The organism is Actinoallomurus acanthiterrae, from assembly GCF_054775715.1.
In genome coordinates this window covers 5275608-5292382 of record NZ_BAAHCO010000001.1, presented here as the reverse complement: position 1 = coordinate 5292382, position 16775 = coordinate 5275608, and the positions used below count along the sequence as shown (strand labels likewise).

Annotated in this window: 11 protein-coding genes and 1 pseudogene; 7 read left to right on the top strand and 5 right to left on the bottom strand. The window is 72.1% G+C overall.

What is annotated here, in order from left to right; all coding sequences use genetic code 11:
- The first annotated feature begins 126 nt into the window (after positions 1-126).
- The 4 genes from ACYVF7_RS25125 to ACYVF7_RS25110 all read left to right on the top strand — a co-directional run bounded on the left by ACYVF7_RS25125 (position 127) and on the right by ACYVF7_RS25110 (position 4485).
- Positions 127-735 (top strand): NADPH-dependent FMN reductase, encoded by a 609-nt coding sequence (locus ACYVF7_RS25125; RefSeq protein ID WP_460345306.1) that lies wholly within the window; start codon positions 127-129, stop codon positions 733-735.
- Between the two features lie 46 nt (positions 736-781).
- Entirely contained in the window at positions 782-2269 is a 1488-nt protein-coding gene (locus ACYVF7_RS25120) for a DHA2 family efflux MFS transporter permease subunit (RefSeq protein ID WP_460345303.1), read from the top strand.
- 13 nt (positions 2270-2282) lie between these two features.
- Entirely contained in the window at positions 2283-3125 is an 843-nt protein-coding gene (locus ACYVF7_RS25115; protein WP_460345300.1) for a patatin-like phospholipase family protein, read from the top strand.
- Positions 3126-3285: 160 nt separating this feature from the next.
- Complete coding sequence (locus ACYVF7_RS25110) at positions 3286-4485, top strand: cytochrome P450 (RefSeq protein WP_460345297.1); 1200 nt, start codon at positions 3286-3288, stop codon at positions 4483-4485.
- On the opposite strand, the gene ACYVF7_RS25105 is transcribed toward ACYVF7_RS25110, so the two are convergent.
- Positions 4486-8706 (bottom strand): HAMP domain-containing protein, encoded by a 4221-nt coding sequence (locus tag ACYVF7_RS25105; RefSeq protein WP_460345294.1) that lies wholly within the window; start codon positions 8704-8706, stop codon positions 4486-4488. It lies immediately after the preceding gene.
- Between the two features lie 232 nt (positions 8707-8938).
- Between ACYVF7_RS25105 and ACYVF7_RS25100 the strand changes: the two genes are divergently transcribed.
- On the top strand, positions 8939-11242 hold the full coding sequence (locus ACYVF7_RS25100; protein ID WP_460345291.1) for a SpoIIE family protein phosphatase: 2304 nt from the start codon (positions 8939-8941) through the stop codon (positions 11240-11242).
- 111 nt (positions 11243-11353) lie between these two features.
- Here ACYVF7_RS25100 and ACYVF7_RS25095 read toward each other — a convergent pair whose 3' ends face one another.
- Complete coding sequence (locus ACYVF7_RS25095) at positions 11354-12001, bottom strand: MarR family winged helix-turn-helix transcriptional regulator (RefSeq protein WP_460345288.1); 648 nt, start codon at positions 11999-12001, stop codon at positions 11354-11356.
- On the opposite strand from ACYVF7_RS25095, the gene ACYVF7_RS25090 reads away from it, so the two are divergent.
- Positions 11978-13180, top strand: a complete 1203-nt coding sequence (locus ACYVF7_RS25090; RefSeq protein WP_460345285.1) for a PP2C family protein-serine/threonine phosphatase — start codon at positions 11978-11980, stop codon at positions 13178-13180. The two genes, ACYVF7_RS25095 and ACYVF7_RS25090, sit on opposite strands and share 24 nt — an antisense overlap.
- A gap of 122 nt (positions 13181-13302) precedes the next feature.
- Here the strand turns inward: ACYVF7_RS25090 and ACYVF7_RS25085 are convergent.
- Positions 13303-14261: pseudogene (locus tag ACYVF7_RS25085) on the bottom strand (helix-turn-helix domain-containing protein).
- A 143-nt stretch (positions 14262-14404) separates the two neighbouring features.
- Between ACYVF7_RS25085 and ACYVF7_RS25080 the strand changes: the two are divergent.
- A complete protein-coding gene (locus ACYVF7_RS25080) occupies positions 14405-14812 on the top strand; it encodes a cupin domain-containing protein (protein WP_460345282.1) in 408 nt (135 codons plus the stop codon).
- A gap of 15 nt (positions 14813-14827) precedes the next feature.
- Here ACYVF7_RS25080 and ACYVF7_RS25075 read toward each other — a convergent pair whose 3' ends face one another.
- Together ACYVF7_RS25075 and ACYVF7_RS25070 are read right to left on the bottom strand one after the other, a co-directional pair.
- The gene (locus tag ACYVF7_RS25075) at positions 14828-15241 is read right to left on the bottom strand and encodes a DoxX family protein (RefSeq protein WP_460345279.1); all 414 of its coding nucleotides are present in this window, start codon (positions 15239-15241) and stop codon (positions 14828-14830) included.
- Between the two features lie 158 nt (positions 15242-15399).
- A complete protein-coding gene (locus ACYVF7_RS25070; protein WP_460345276.1) occupies positions 15400-16686 on the bottom strand; it encodes a hydroxyacid-oxoacid transhydrogenase in 1287 nt (428 codons plus the stop codon).
- Positions 16687-16775 lie beyond the last annotated feature (89 nt).

The window sequence follows — 16775 nt, the reverse complement described above, 5'->3', positions numbered from 1 at the left end:
CAGCCTAGCTTGACTTCAACCTTTGTTCAGGTTCGAGGCTGTTCTCACGGCCGCTTCCCGCAGCGGCTCTCACGGCCGCTCCCGTGGCGGTCGTGACACAACCATCGAACGAACAGAGGTTCTGCCATGTCCGAGAACACCGACGGCCCCGCGCCGTTCAGGGTCGCCGTCATCCTCGGCAGTGTGCGCGAAGGCCGGTTCGGCACCGTCGTCGGCGACTGGTTCGCAGGTCGGGCGGCCGAGCGTGCCGACGTGGAGGTCGACGTCATCGATCCGGCCGAGGCCGGACTGCCGCTGAAATTCCCGGCGTTCGGGGCCGACCCGGAGCCCGAGACGGCCCGCGCGCTCGCCGCGATGCGGTCCCGCCTCGCCGCGGCCGACGCCTTCGTCGTCGTGACCCCGGAGTACAACCACAGTTTCCCGGCGGCGCTGAAGAACCTCATCGACTGGCACAACGCCGAGTGGCACGCCAAACCCGTCGGGTTCGTGTCGTACGGCGGGCTGTCCGGCGGTCTGCGGGCGGTCGAGCACCTCCGGGTGGTCTTCGCGGAGCTGCACGCGGTGACCGTACGGGAGACGGTGAGCTTCCACGGCGCGTGGGAGCGGTTCGACGCCGGAGGCGCGCCGGTCGACCCGGCCGGGTGCGACGGGGCCGCGAAGGCGCTGCTCGACCAGCTCCTGTGGTGGGCGCACGCGCTGCGCGACGCCAAGGCCGCCCGACCGTACGCCGCCTGACGCCATGACCGCCTCCCCGCTCCGCGACGGACAGGACTCCCCCGCCATGACGACAGCGTCCCCTCCCGGCCAACGCGTTGCGACCCGGCCGCCGGGCGACGGCCCCGGGACCATGGCGATCGCCATGGTCATCGTGCTCGGGTCGATCATGACGGTCATCGACATCACCATCGTCAACGTCGCGCTCGGCCGGCTCTCCCAGGAGTTCCACGCGCCGGTGGCGACGATCCAGTGGGTGGCCACCGGTTACACCCTCGCCCTGGCCACGGTGATCCCCGCCACGGGCTGGGCGGTCGGCCGGTTCGGCACCAAACGCACGTACATGGCGTCGATCGGGGTGTTCACCCTCGGCTCGGCGCTGGCGGCGCTCGCCTGGGACACCGGTTCGCTGATCGGGTTCCGGGCCCTGCAGGGGCTCGGCGGCGGGATGATCACGCCGGTGGCCATGACGATCATCATCCGGGCCGCCGCCCCGGAACGGATGGGCCGGATGATGAGCGTGCTCGGCATCCCCGTCCTCATCGGGCCGCTGGCCGGGCCGATCCTCGGCGGCTGGCTGGTCGACAGCGTGTCCTGGCGCTGGATCTTCTTCGTCAACGTCCCGATCGGGGCGCTGGTGCTCCTGCTGGCGGGCCGGATGTTCCGGGCGGAGACCCCGCAGCCCGGGCACCGGCTGGACGTCCCCGGCCTGCTGATGCTCTCCCCCGGGCTGGCCGCGATGATCTACGGGCTGGCCACCGGCGGCGAACACGGCGACTTCGGCTCCGCCGGGGTCTTCGTCCCGACGGCGTTGGGCGCGGCGCTGGTGGTCGCCTTCGTGATCCGCGGGCTTACCGCCCGGCACCCGCTGATCGATCTGCGGTTGTTCCGGCGGCGTGCGTTCGCGACGGCGGCCGTGACGCTGGTGTTCTACACCGGCGCGTACTTCGGGTCGATGCTGTTGCTGCCGCTGTACTACCAGGTGGTCCGCGGCCAGAGCGCGACCGGCTCCGGTCTGCTGGCCATCCCGCAGGCGCTCGCCACCGGCATCTCCATGCAGGTCGCCAGCCGACTGATCGACAGGGTTCCTCCCGGGCGGCTGGTGCCGGTGGGGATCGGGCTGGCGAGCACCGGGTTCCTGATCTTCACCACGCAGGTCCGCGCCGACACCCCGTACTGGCTCCTCATCCTCCCGCTCATGCTGACGGGCATCGGCGTCGGAGCGACGATCATGCCGGCCATGGCGGCGGCGACCCGGAATCTCGAGAGCGAACAGGTGCCCGGTGCCAGCACCGCGCTGAACATCACGCAGCAGGTCTCCGCCTCGCTCGGCACCGCCCTCATCTCGGTCGTGCTCGCCACCGCGATGACCGACAGGCTGCCCGAGGTCTCGGGTGGCATCGGGTCCGTCCGCGGACTCCCCGGACCGGCGCGGCAGGCGATCGCGCCGCGACTGGCCGACGCGTTCCAGCACACCTACTTCTGGGCAGTGGTCCTCATGGTCCTGGCCCTGGTGCCCGCCCTTTTCCTGCCTCGCCGACGACCGACCAAGTGAAAGGATCATGACTATGACGGACGAACGTGCCCTGGTCCTGGGGCCTGGGGGTGTCGTCGGCACGTCGTGGACGGCGGGCCTGGCGGTCGGCCTGCGACGCGCCGGTGTGGACCTGGCGGACGCCGATCTGATCGTCGGGACGTCGGCGGGGGCGATCGTCGGCGCGATGCTCGCGACCGGCCAGGACCTCGAACGGCTCGGCGCGCTTCCGGTCGACGCCACGGCGTCCGCCCCGGCGACGGATCCCGCGCGGCTGAACGAGGTCTTCGCCGTGCTCGGCGATCGGAGTCTGGATCCGGCGGATGCCCGGAGGCGGGTCGGCCGGATCGCCCTCGCCGCGGCGACGGCCGGCGAGGAGACGCACGTGTCGCGGATGGCGGCCCTGGTCGGCGCGCGGGAGTGGCCGGACCGCGAGCTGCTGATCACGACGGTGGACGTCGAGACCGGTGAGCGCCGGGTCTGGGACCGCTCCGACGGCATCCCGCCGGCGACCGTCGTGGCGGCCAGCACCGCGATGCCGGGCGCCTACCCGCCGATCACCGTGAACGGCCGGCGGTACATGGACGGGGCACTGGCCGAGGGCAGCAACGCCGACCTCGCCGACGGCGCCAGAGTCACGGTCCTCGTCGAGCCGCTGGCGCACCTGTTCCCCTCGAGCCCGGCGGCGGGCGCACCCGGCGTCGTACAGGTCGTCCCCGACCCGTCGGCGGTGGCCGCCTTCGGCCCCGACCTGCACGACCGCGCGGCGTCGCGGGCGTCGTACGAGGCCGGCGTGCGCCAGGCCGCCGACGCCGCTGACCGAATCCGGGGGCCCTGGCATGACCGTAAATCCGCTGGCAGAAGCCGGTCTATGTAAAACACATATATCCGCATAAGGTGGGAGTTGGTTGCTCGGCCTGCCGTCCGGGACCCATGGCCGCGGGCGGCCGGCACCGGGACACCGGCCGGCAGCACCGACCGGCGCACCTCCGATGCCGCATCCGCGGGCCGGGCCTGAGGCGCAGGAGGTGCACCGCATGTCCGTGACAACGCCGCCGTCGCTGCCGACCCGCCGCGAGCTCCCGTTCGACCCTCCCGGCGAGTACCGGCTGCTGCGGGAGGAGGATCCCGTCAGCAGACTGGCCTTCCCGGACGGAAAGGTCGGCTGGCTGCTCACCCGGCATGAGGACGTCCGGGCGCTCCTGTCGGATCAGCGGTTCAGCTCGAACCGGCTGCGTGCCTCGTCGCCGGTCCGGTCTTTCCCCGTCCGGCCCGGGGAGCCCGTCTTCCGCGCCGGGTCCTTCATCGGCATGGACGCCCCGGAGCACACGCGCTACCGCCGGATCCTGACCCGCTGGTTCACGACCCGGCGGATGCGCGAGCTGACCCCGCTGATCGAGCGGATCGTCGCCGAGCACCTCGACGCGATGGAGCGAACCGGGCCGCCGGTCGACCTGGTCCCGGCGTTCGCGCTGCCGATCCCCTCCCTCGTCATCTGCGAACTGCTCGGCGTGCCGTACGAGGACCGCGCCGCCTTCCAGGGCTGGACCGGCACGCTGCTGCGGATCGGCGCGCCCGAGGAGGACGTCTTCGCGGCCCGCGACGAGCTGTGGGCCTACATCCGCGGCCTCGTCGAGCGCAAACGACAGGAGCCGGACGACGCGCTGATCAGCAGTCTCGTCCACGACCCGGAGAACTCGCTCACCGTCGACGAGCTGACCGGTGTCGGCCTGCTGCTCCTCGTCGCCGGGCACGAGACGACCGCCAACATGCTGGCCCTCGGGACCTTCACCCTGCTGACCCGACCGGACCAGCTGCGGGCGCTGCGGGAGAAGCCGGAGCTGATCGACGCCGCGGTCGAGGAGCTGCTGCGGTACCTCAGCATCGTGCAGTTCGGGCTCGTCCGCGTCGCCCGGGAGGACGTCGAGATCGCCGGGCGGCTCGTTCGCGCCGGCGAGACGGTCGTGGCCTCGCTCTCCGCGGCGAACCGCGACCCCGAGCACTACCCCGAGCCCGACCGGCTGGACATCACCCGGCCGCCGTCGCAGCACGTCGCCTTCGGGCACGGCTTCCACCAGTGCCTGGGCCAGCAGCTGGCCCGTGCGGAGATGAAGGTCGCCTACCCCGCCCTCTTCCGCCGCTTCCCGGAACTGCGCCTGGCCGTACCGCCCGAAGAGGTCCCGCTGCGCGACGACATGGTCATCTACGGGGTGTACCGCCTGCCGCTGACCTGGTGATCAGGCGTTGAGCCACCGCGTCATGCACGTGAGGAGCTCCTCGGTGTCGACCGGCTTGGCGACGTGGTCGGTCAGGCCGGCCGACAGGCTCTTCTCCCGGTCACCGGGCATGGCGCGGGCGGTCACGGCGATGATCGGCAGGTCGGCGGACCCGGGCATCTCCCGGATCGCGGCCGTCGTGGCGTACCCGTCCATCTCCGGCATCATGATGTCCATGAGCACGAGCTCGACGTCGTCGTGCGCGTGGAGCACCTCGATGCCCTTCCGGCCGGTCGGCGCGTGGAGGACCGACATCCCGTACAGCTCCAGCACGCTGGAGATCGCGAACACGTTGCGGACGTCGTCGTCGACGATGAGCACGCGGCGTCCGCTCAGCTCGGCGTAGCCGAGGGCCTCGGAGTCCTCGTCGGCGGACCCGGCCGACGACGTCATGAAGGGCAGCGCGTCGACGAGCCGCCCGCCGGATAGGTAAAGGGTGACGCGTTCGCGCAGCTCGTCGAGGGAGGGCAGCAGCTCGAACGGATGAGAGCGGGCCCACTCGGAGGCCTGCCGCTGCTGGGTCTCGCTCGGTCTCCGGCTGGGGTGGGCCAGGACCGGAAGCGCGCCGAGCCCCGGCTGCCGCTCGAGCCTCTCGAGGAACGCCGACGCCGTGGGACGGCTCAGGTCGAGGAGCACGCAGGCGTGCGGCGCCGCGAGGAGCGCCTCGACGGCCTCGTCGGCGTCGCTCGCCGTCGTGATCTCGACGTTCCCGTGCGTGTCGGCGAGGTCGGCGGCCGCGCTGCGGGCAAGCGAGGTGAGCAGCCCGCCGTCCTGTTCCAGGACGAGCAGGCGGCGTGGCTCGGGGACGGCCGGCGCGGCGGGGACCGAGGGCTCGTCGGCGACCGGTGCGGCGTCGGCGCGCTCTCCGGCCTGCGGGGCCGACAGCGGCAGGTAGAGCGTGAACGTGGTGCCATGCCCGACCCGGCTCTCGGCGTGGATCCCCCCGCCGAGCAGCCCCGCTACCTCCCGGGAGATCGACAGGCCGAGGCCCGTACCGCCGTACCGGCGGCTGGTGGTGCCGTCGCCCTGCTGGAACGCGCCGAAGATCGTCTCCAGGTTGTCCTCGGCGATGCCGATGCCGGTGTCGGTGACCTCGAAGGCCACCACCGGCTCTCCGGGGCCGGCGGAAGGCAGGGCGACGTCCTCGGCGAGCCGTGCCGTCAGCTCGACGCCGCCGCGCTCGGTGAACTTCACCGCGTTGGACAGCAGGTTCCGCAGGATCTGGCGCAGGCGCTGCTCGTCGGTGAAGATCTCGGCTGGGGCCTCGCCGCCGATCTCGACCCGGAAGTCCAGGCCCTTCTCCATGATGAGGGGCCGGAACGTGCTCTCGAGGTCCTCGAGCAGCCGGGTGACGGCGATGCTCTCGGAGTGGACGTCCATCTTCCCGGCCTCGACCTTGGACAGGTCGAGGATGTCGTTGATCAGCTGCAGGAGGTCCGTGCCGGCGGAGTGGATGACGTTGGCGAACTCCACCTGCTTGGGCGTGAGGTTGCGGCCGGGGTTCTGGGCGAGGATGCGCGCCAGGATCAGCAGGCTGTTCAGCGGAGTGCGCAGCTCGTGCGACATGTTCGCCAGGAACTCCGACTTGTACTTGGACGCCAGGGCGAGCTGCCGCGCGCGTTCCTCGATCTCCTGCCGGGCCTGTTCGATCTCGAAGTTCTTGATCTCGATGTCGTGGTTCTGCCGGGCCAGGAGGGCGGCCTTCTCCTCGAGTTCGGCGTTGGAGCGCTGCAGCTCCTCCTGCTGGGCCTGCAGCTCCTCCGACCGGGACTGCAGCTCGGTGGCGAGCCGCTGCGACTCGTCCAGCAGCGCGTCCGTACGGGAGTTGGCGATGATCGTGTTGAGGTTCACGCCGACGCTCTCGGCGAACTGGCGGAGGAAGTCGCGGTGGACCTGGCTGAAGCCGGTCAGGGAGGCCAGCTCGATCACGCCGAGGACCTGGCCCTCGAACACGATCGGCAGCACGATCAGGTCGGCGGGCGCGGACTCGCCGAGGCTCGAGGAGATCTTGACGTAGCCCGGCGGGGCCTTGTCGACCGCGATGGTCCGCTTGCTGCGGGCCGCCTGCCCGACCAGGGACTGGCCCAGCTTGAACTCCCGGGCGGCCGGCGAGCCGGGCTCGTGTCCGTAGCTCGCGATGAGACGCAGTGAGGTGTCCTCACCGCCGGCGTCGGTGAGGTAGAAGGTGCCGTACTGGGCCGTGACCAGCGGGCTGATCTCGTCCATGATCAGGTCGGCGACGGTGACGAGGTCGCGGTGTCCCTGCATCTGGCTCGCGATGGCGGCCAGGTTGGTCTTCAGCCAGTCCTGTTCCTGGTTCTCCCTCGTCGAGTCGCGCAGCGAATGCACCATCGCGTTGATGTTGTCCTTGAGCTCGGCGACCTCGCCCTGGGCCTCGACCGAGATGGAGCGGGTCAGGTCGCCGGTGGCGACGGCGCTGGTGACCTCGGCGATGGCGCGGACCTGGCGGGTGAGGTTGCCGGCCAGCTCGTTGACGCTCTCGGTGAGGCGCTTCCACGTGCCGGACACGCCCTCGACCTCGGCCTGGCCGCCGAGGCGGCCCTCGCTGCCCACCTCGCGCGCGACGCGCGTGACCTCACCGGCGAACGCCGAGAGCTGATCCACCATCGTGTTTATCGTCGTCTTCAGCTCCAGGATCTCCCCGCGAGCGTCGACGTCGATCTTCTTGGACAGGTCGCCGCGCGCGACGGCGGTGGTGACCTGCGCGATGTTGCGGACCTGGCCCGTCAGGTTGTCCGCCATCGAGTTGACGTTGTCGGTGAGATCCTTCCACGTGCCCGCGACGTTGGGAACGTTCGCCTGGCCGCCGAGGATGCCCTCGGTGCCCACCTCGCGGGCCACCCGCGTCACCTCGACGGCGAACGCGCCGAGCGTGTCGACCATCGTGTTGATCGTCTGCGCGAGCGCGGCGACCTCGCCCTGGGCCTCCACCGTGATCTTCTGCGACAGGTCGCCCTTGGCCACCGCCGTGGCCACCTGCGCGATCGACCGGACCTGCGCGGTGAGGTTGGAGGCCATGACGTTGACGTTGTCGGTGAGGTCCTTCCACGTTCCGGACACGCCCCGCACGATGGCCTGACCTCCGAGGTTGCCCTGCGTACCGACGTCGCGCGCGACGCGGGTGACCTCGTCGGCGAAGGCCGAGAGCTGGTCGACCATCGTGTTGATGGTCTCCTTCAACTCGAGGATCTCCCCGCGCGCGTCCACGCGGATCTTCTGCGTCAGGTCGCCGCGGGCGACCGCCGTCGTCACCTCGGCGATGGACCGCACCTGGTCGGTCAGGTTGGCCGCCATGACGTTGACCGACTCGGTCAGCGCCTTCCAGGTGCCGGACACGCCCTTGACGTCCGCCTGACCGCCCAGCCGGCCCTCCGTGCCGACCTCGCGCGCCACCCGCGTCACCTCGTCGGCGAACGACGACAGCTGGTCCACCATCGTGTTGATGGTGTTCTTCAGCTCCAGGATCTCGCCCCGCGCGTCCACGGTGATCTTCTGCGACAGGTCGCCGTTCGCCACCGCCGTGGCCACCTGCGCGATCGACCGGACCTGCGCGGTGAGGTTGCCGGCCATGAAGTTCACCGAGTCGGTCAGGTCTCGCCACGTACCGCCGACGCCGGGCACCTGCGCCTGACCGCCCAGCCGGCCCTCCGTGCCGACCTCGCGCGCCACCCGCGTCACCTCGTCGGCGAACGACGACAGCTCGTCGACCATCGTGTTGATCGTGGTCTTGAGCTCGCGGATCTCGCCCCGCGCGTCCACGGTGATCTTCTGTGACAGGTCACCCCGGGCGACGGCGGTGGCCACCTGCGCGATGTCGCGCACCTGCCCGGTGAGGTTGCCGGCCATGGCGTTGACGTTGTCGGTGAGGCCCTTCCACGTGCCGGAGGCGCCCGGAACCTGCGCCTGACCGCCGAGCCGGCCCTCCGTGCCGACCTCGCGGACCACGCGCGTGACCTCGGAGGTGAACCGGGAGAGCTGGTCGGCCATGCCGTTGAAGACACCGGCGATCTCGTCCATCAGGCCGTCGCCGACCTGGGGCAGACGGGTCCCGAAGTCGCCGTCGCGGACGGCCGTCAGGCCCGCGAGAAGCCGGCGGAGGGCGGCCTCGTCGGCACCCTCCGGCTCGCGAGGCGCCGATCCTGCGACATCCGGCTCAGCCATGCCTCACTCCGATCGTCCGGCGAAGGTGCCGGAGGCAAGTGACGGACGAGAGACGCCATCTACTTGCCTCATGGCAACCATACTGGCAGGGTTACCGTGGGACGCCCGGACCACGCTTGACGTGACGGTATGCTCCGGACCCGTCCGCTCCTCCCGGACGAGACAAAGGGTCTGACCTGACCGCATCGCACGGGCGTCGTTCGACGTCCAACGTACACACGGCGGCACCGGCATGACGGTCCCGCCGGATGACACCGTGCGGCTCACCGCTCTGCTCGCCGAGCACCGCGAACGGCTCGAGAAGACGCGTGACCGGGCTGCGGCGCGGGCCCTGACCGACGTCGCGACGGGCATCCTCGTGGACCGGCTGAGCTGCTCGCCCGCCGAAGCGCTCGGCCACCTGGCGCGCCTCGCGGCCGGCACCGGCATGTCACTGATCGACCTCGCGGCCGACCTGGTGAACCTCGCCGCGGACGACCCGCTCGCCGAGGCGGCCCGGCGGGCCGCAGCCGAGGACCGGTCCCCCGCCGCGCCCCGCCTGGCCGAGCTCGCCGTCGTGCACGCCGGGGACGGCGACGAGATGGCGACCGCGCTCCTCGACGAGACCCTGTCGCTGGCGGGCGCCGTGGCGGCCGCGCTGTGGGTGCTGCGACCCGACGGCGCGCTCGAGCTCGTCGGCGGCGCCGGACTCGAGTCCCTCGACCGCAGTCACTGGCGCCGGATCCCCCCGCAGATGGACAGCCTGCAGCAACGCGTCGTACACGGCGGCGCGGCGATCTGGTGGCCGGGCGGCATCGACCGACCGGACCGGGTCCCGCCGGGCGGCACCGGCCGACCGGACCGGGTCCTGCCGCTCACCGCCGCTGAGGAGGACGGGGCGCGCGCCGTCCTGCCGCTGACCACTGAGGACGGGTGCGCCGGGATCCTGGAGATCCGCTGGGCGGCTCCGCGGCGGACCTTCACCCGGACCGTACGCTCCGAGCTGACCGCGCTCGCCCAGGTGTGCGCGCGGACCCTCGGCGGGCGGCCCCGGCCGGCCGACGACGACCGGGTGCTCGACGCCGCGGGCGTGCTCGACGCTCTGAGCGCGTCGTTCCTGCTGCTGAGCCCCGTACGGGACGTCGCCGGGCGGCCCGTCGACCTGCGGATCGAGCGGATCGGGCGGGAGGTCTCGCGGACGACCGGCTACTCCGGCCGCGACCTGCTGGGACGGCACCTGTCGGACGTGTTCCCGCGGACCGCGCTGGCCGGGGGGCCGCTGGAGGTGGGCTTCCGCGTCCTGGCGACCGGCGGGCCGGCCGAGGCGCAGTGGCCGGCCGAGGACGGCACCGAGGTGCCCGTGCGGATCGCCCGGATCTTCGACCGCCTCGCGCTGACCTGGCGGGCCGACGACCGGATCGACCCGGCCGGCGCCCTGCTCGAACGGGTGCAGCGACTCGGCGGGATCGGCGCCTGGCAGCAGGACCTGCTCAGCGGCCGGGTGATGTGGACCGACCAGGCGTTCGCGCTGTTCGGACTGCCGTCCTCCGCAGGACCCGTCGGCCTCGACGAGCTGCACCGGCACGTTCCCTCGCAGGACCTGGAGACGGTACGGCGATTCCGCGAGCAGCTCGTGAACGGCGGCCGGCCCGCCGTCGCGACATTCCGGCTCGTCCGCGCCGACGAGTCCGTACGCCAGATCCGGGCGTTCGCCGAGCCCGTCATCGGCCCGGCCGGCTCGGTGGTGGCGATCCGCGGCGCGTACCAGGACGTGTCGGCGCGGTACCACTCCGAGGTCGCCCTCGCCGCGACGCAGGACCGGCTCGCCGACACCGAACAGCGCGCCGACGATCAGGAACGCCTGGCCGTGCACCTGCAACAGGCGATCATGCCGTCGACCGTGCATCCGGTCAGCGCGGCCGGCCTCGACGTCGCCGTCCGCTACCGGCCCGCCGGGGAGGGGCACCTCGTCGGCGGGGACTGGTACGACGCCCTGGTCCTGCCCGGGAAGAAGGTCCTCCTCGTGGTCGGCGACATCGCCGGCCACGGGCTCGACGCGGTGACGGGGATGATCGCCCTGCGCAACAGCCTGCGCGGCCTGGCGATCACCGGTACGGGCCCCGGCGAACTGCTCGGGATGCTGAACAACGTCGCCTACCACCTGACCGGTGGGACGTTCGCGACCGCGATCTGCGCTCTCTACGACCCGGGCACGCGCTCACTTCGCTGGGCGCGGGCGGGCCACCTGCCACCGGTCCTGGTCCGGGACGGGCAGGCCAGGCTGCTGCCCCTGCCCGCGGGTTTCCTCCTCGGCCTGTCCCCGGACGCCGGCTACGAGGAGACCACCACGGTGCTGGAGCTCGGCGACGCGCTCCTGCTCTTCACCGACGGGCTGATCGAACGCCGGGACGTGCCCCTCGACGAAGCCCTCGAGACGCTCATCCACCTCGCCGACCGGCCGGTCGCCGACGCGGAGAGCTTCAGCGACCACCTGCTCGGCGGCACCAGCGCCAACACCAATGACGACACCTGCCTGGTCACGATCCACCTACGCTGAGCCGGACGGTCGTCCTGGGCCGTCGGAGTCGGCTCGATCGCGATCCGCCTTCGGTCAGACGGACGGTCGTCCTGAGCCATCGGCATCCGCCCGATCGCGATCCACCTTCGGTCAGCCGGAGGCCCGGCGGCGGACGCCGTACGGGCGGCCGTGCCGCCCATGCCGTCGCGTCGGCGACGTGACCCGATGGTGGAGGCGTCTGCGTCCGCGTTCCGATAAAGCCAGCGCGGTGGAGGTCTGGTCATCGGCGGGAGGGGTGTCGACCACCGCCTGGAAGCCCCCCAGTCCCTCGATGAGCGCCTGGCGCGCCGTCGGCGGCATCTCGCGCAGCACGTGGGCGAACGCCGCCTGGCGGCGCTCACGGAGCTGGGCGAACACCGCCTTGCCATTGCGGCTCAACGAGACGGCCACCGCCCGGCGATCATCCAGGTCCGTGTCCCGGGCGATCAGCCCCGCCGCCTCGAGCCGGTCACACAACCGGCTCGCCGACGACAGCAACGTGCCCAGCTCGCCGGCGAGCGCGCTGATGGACATCTCGTTGTTACGTTCGATGATGGCGAGCGCTCTCAACTGCGTCGCCGAGACCCCGAAACCTGCCGACTCCTGCGCTCTGTCCCAGGTGTCCACCAACGCCGCCGCATACGCTTCGACGATGGCAGCCTGCCGGTCGATGGGCTGGTGCGGACTGGCCATGGTCACACTTTCGCATACTCCACGTCGGAAAGACGGATCGCCATGACGGATGAACAGCCTGGCCACGGGGGTTCTGCGGACCGCCTCACCGCGCGCGACGCCGAACGCAAGCTGTGGCTCGCCGCACCCCACAACCTCGCGGACGTGGCCGAGGAGACGATCCGGGAGCTGTGCGACGCCGAGGCGGCGGAGATCTACCTGATCGACTACCGGATGGCCTTTCTGCAGCCGGTGGCGTCCGGGAAAGCGCCGATCGCGCTGGCCGGCAGCCCGAGCGGCCGGGCCCTCGCCACCGGCGAGCCCCTGATCGAGCCGCCTCCGGCGGCGTCCCCGGGCACCCGCCGGCTGCTGCATCTCCCGCTGATCGTCCTGGGCAATCGGCAGGGTGTGCTGCGCATCACGCTGCCCGAACCACCGTCCGCCGAGCGGCTGGCCGAGCTCGTGGAGCTCGCCGCGACACTGAGCCGTGCGCTGGAGATCGCCGACCGCGCCACCGACCGCTACCGGCGGGCCCGCCGCCGGGAGCGCCTGACTCTGGCCGCCGAGATGCAGTGGGACCTGCTGCCCGGACGCACCGGGTGGGCGCCCGAGTACGAGTTCGCCGGCCAGCTCGAGCCCGCCTATGCCGTGGCCGGGGATAACTTCGACTGGAGCGCCGCCCGGGACACCCTGGTGGTGTCGGTCACCAACGGCATGGGCGAGGGCACGGCGTCGTCGCTGCTGACCCAGCTCGCCGTGAACGCCCTGCGCAACGCCCGGAGGTCCGGCGGTGACCTCGTCGAGCAGTGCGGGCTGGCCGACGAGACGATCTTCCGCCAGTACGGCGGCCGGCAGTACGTCGCCACGCTGCTGCTCGACATCGAGCTGTCGACCGGCATGGTCACGGCGATCGACGCCGGCTCCCCCGTGGTCTACCGGCTGCGGAACGGCTCGGTCGAGCAGGTGTCGCTCGAACGGCAGTTGCCGTTGGGGATGTTCGGCGACACCCCCTACACCGAGGAGCAGTTCAGGCTGCTTCCCGGGGACCGGATCGTCGTCGTCAGCGACGGGGTCCACGGCGCGCGCCTGCCCGGCGCCGGCGCGGACTACGCGGCGGAGTTCCTGCTGCGGGACCTTGGCGACGCGCGGCTCCAGCCTCCGCCGGACGTGGTGCGCACGCTGCTGCAGCGGTTCATCGAACGGCACCGGGGCACCCAACTCGCCGACGACGCCGTCGTCGTCTGCCTCGACTGGCGTGGCCGCTGACCGTCGGTCGCCCCGGCTCCCGGCGATCGGCGATCGGCGATCGGAGGTCGGAGGTCGGAGGTCGGAGGTCGTTCCCTCGGCCGGGCCGAACCGGTGGTCGTGCGCCGACGGGCCAAGACCGGTCAGCTCGGCTCGGGCGCGGCCGTTCGGTCGGCCGGGCCGAACCGGCGGCGGTACGCCGACGGGCTGAGGCCGGCTCGTCGGCGTAGCTGGATCCGTAGGTTCGCGCCGGTTCCGAGGCCGGTGGCGCGGGCGACGGCCTCCAACCGTGTCTCGCCGCGTTCGAGCAGCCGGCAGGCCAGCGTGACCCGTTCGGCGGTGAGCCAGGCCAGCGGCGTGGTGCCGAACTCGCGCTGGAAACGCCGGTGCAGGGTCGCGGGGCTGACCGCGGCGCGCGTCGCTAGGTCCGCGACGGTGAGCGGCCGGTCCAGGTGCTCCCGCGCCCACGCGAGCACCGGCGCGAGCGACGCGTCCGGGACGTACGGGACGGGCTGTTCGATGAACTGGCGCTGGCCCCCGTCACGGTGCGCGGCGAACACCAGACGGCGGCTCACCGCGTTGGCGATCTCCGCTCCGTGGTCGCGGCGAACCAGGTAGAGGCCAAGATCCAGGGCCGCCGCGCTGCCCGCCGCGGTGAGGACGTCGCCGTCGTCCACGAAGAGGACGTCCGGGACGAGCCGTACGTCGGGGTGGCGGGCGGCGAACAGCTTGGCCCAGCGCCAGTGCGTCGTGGCCCTGCGGCGGTCGAGGACCCCGGCGGCGGCCAGCGCGAACGTGCCCGTGCAGAAGCTCACCAGCCGGGCGCCCCGCGCGGCGGCCCGCCGGATCGCCGCCAGCACGGGCGGGGCGGGGGCGACGTACGGGTCGGGCCGGTTCGGGACGATGATCGTGTCCGCCCGGTCGGCGGCCTCCAGACCGGCCACGCCGGACAGGGTGAACATCCCCGCGTGCATCCGGACGGCCGGCTCGCGGCGCAGAGCGTGAAGTCGTACCAAGCGACGTCCAGCTCCGGACGGCGCAGGCCGAAGATCTCCGTGGCGATGCCCATCTCGAACGGGTTGGAGCCCGCATCGACGATCATCACGACCCGGTGCGGCCGCCCACGCCGCGAGCGGCCCAGGGAACCTGCGGCTTCCCGGCCGGCGCCGTCGTGCGAGGATTCTTGCGGCATGTGCGATTCCTATCACTCACGCGCGGCGCCCGTCACCGGCCAGGCTGGTCGCCATGACGAATGAACCGATCGACCTGCGGACCGCGCTCGCCGGGTTCGACGCCCTGTGGAGCCCGCGCATCGTCACCCAGGTCAACGACTACGACGTCCGGATCGCCAAGGTCGCGGGTGACCACGTCTGGCACGCCCACGACACCACCGACGAATTCTTCCTCGTCCTGGACGGCGAACTGACGATCGCCCTGCGCGACGGAGCGGGCAGCGGATCCGGCGAGCGGGTCGTGACCCTGCCCGCCGGCGGGGTGTTCGTCGTACCGCGCGGAGTGGAGCACAAACCGTCCGCACCGGCGGGGGCGGCCATCCTCATGTTCGAGCCGACGTCGACGCTCTCGGTCGGCGATCGTCACGACCCGCTGCCGGATCACGTCGACGCCACCACCGGGCACCCGCTCGGCGGGTGAGCGGGGTCATCCGGGTCATCCGGAGAAGCGGCGGCGCATGGCCGGGGCGACCAGCCGGTCCAGCGCCCAGGGCCCGGAGCCGAAGACCGCCACCAGGAGGAAGGCCCAGCAGAACAGTACGGCGAGGTCTCCTTCGCTCTGGATCGGGAAGAGCGCTCGAGGTTGGTGCACGGAGAAGTAGGCGAAGGCCATCGTTCCCGAGCAGACCAGCGCCGCCACGCGGGTGCCGAGGCCGACCAGGACCAGCACACCCGCGACGAACTCGATCAGGGCCGCCCACCAGTAGGGCCAGTTCCCGACCGGCAGCGCACCGCCGCGGCCAGGCGCCCCGCCCAGCACGCCGAACAGCGACGCCAGGCCGTGGCAGACGAACAGGAAGGCAACGATGATCCGGAAGAGCGACAGCACGTAGGGCTGCGCTCGATCCACCGCGTTCACGGATCCCCCCGAATCTCGAATCGTGACCGCGCGGGAGCGGAGGGACGTACGACCGTCCTCACCCCGACCCTAGTGGGCGCCCTACCGGGGGAAACGCATGGATCGGTCACCACCCGGCCAAGACCAGGCGGGGCCGGGTCGGGCGAACCTCACCACAGAGTCATCGAACGGTGGAAGACGCCGGCCAGGTCCTCGCCGGTCACCGGCCGCGGCGCCGTCTCCAGCAGCCGGCGCTGCTTCATCGCCCCGTCGACCAGGTCGGGCACGTCGGCGTCGGTGTAGCCGACACCGCCGATCCCGTCGGGTAGGCCGATGTCCCGCATCAGGCGCAGCAACGCCGCCGGCAGATGTTCGGCCGGGTCGTCGGGGCGTTCCAGCGCGGGGTCGAGCAACGCGGCCGCCCGCAGGTGCCGCTCCGGGCAGGCGTCGAAGGTGAACCGGAACGCCTCCGGCGCGGTCAGCGCCACCGCCATGCCGTGCGGGACGAGCGGCTCCTCCCCCGGGTAGCCGTCCGGGCGGAACTCCCTGACCCGGCCGGCGATCGGGTACGCGCCGGCGTGCGGAATGTGCACGCCCGCGTTGCCGAAGCCGAGGCCGGCGAAGGTGGCGGCGAGCGCCATGTCGGCCCGGGCGCGGGCGTCGCTCCCGTCCCGTACGGCGGCGCGGAACGATCCGGCGATCAGGTCCAGCGCGCGCTCGGACCACATGTCGGCGACCGGGTTGGCGCCGCAGTACGGGACCCGCTGCTCCGGTGCCTTGCGCTCATAGGAGGTGTACGGCCGGGCCGTGTAGCTCTCCAGCGCGTGACAGACGATGTCCATACCCGCCGACGCCGTCACGCCCGCCGGCTGGGTGACCGTCAGGTCCGGGTCGACGACGGCGAGGGCGGGCCGGAGCCGTGGATGGCTGATACCGGTCTTGACCTTCAGCTCGAGGACGTCGAGGACGCAGACGGTCGTGCTCTCGGCGCCGGTGCCGGTCGTCGTGGGCACGGCGACCAGGGGCAGCAGCGGCCTCGCGGGGGCTCGCCCCGCGCCGATCGGAGGGTTGAGGTAGTCCGTCAGCTCCCCGTCGTTCGTGGTGAGGAGGTTGATCGCCTTGGCGGTGTCGATGCTCGACCCGCCGCCGACGGCGACGTACGCGTCCCAGGGGCCGGACTCGCGCGCCCGGTCGACGGCGTGGCGGAGGCTCGCGTCGGTGGGTTCGACGTGGACCTCGTCGAACACCGCGGTCTCGATGCCGTACTTCTTCATCCGGTCGGCGATCCGCTCCGGGGCGCCGGTCGCGGCGACGCCCGGGTCGGTGACGATCAGCGCCCGCCGTACGCCGTACTGGGCCAGGTCGAAGCCGATCTCGCCGGACGCGCCGGGACCGAACTTCAGGTGCGGAGCGCCATAGGTGAACACCGACTCGGGATCGCTGGGAACGGCTGCCATCGCGTGCCCCTTTCGCCTCATCTCGGGCCAGCCTATTTCCGGTGAAGACGCGGCCGTCCCGGCCGGGGGGACGGGTCCGGCCGGGACGG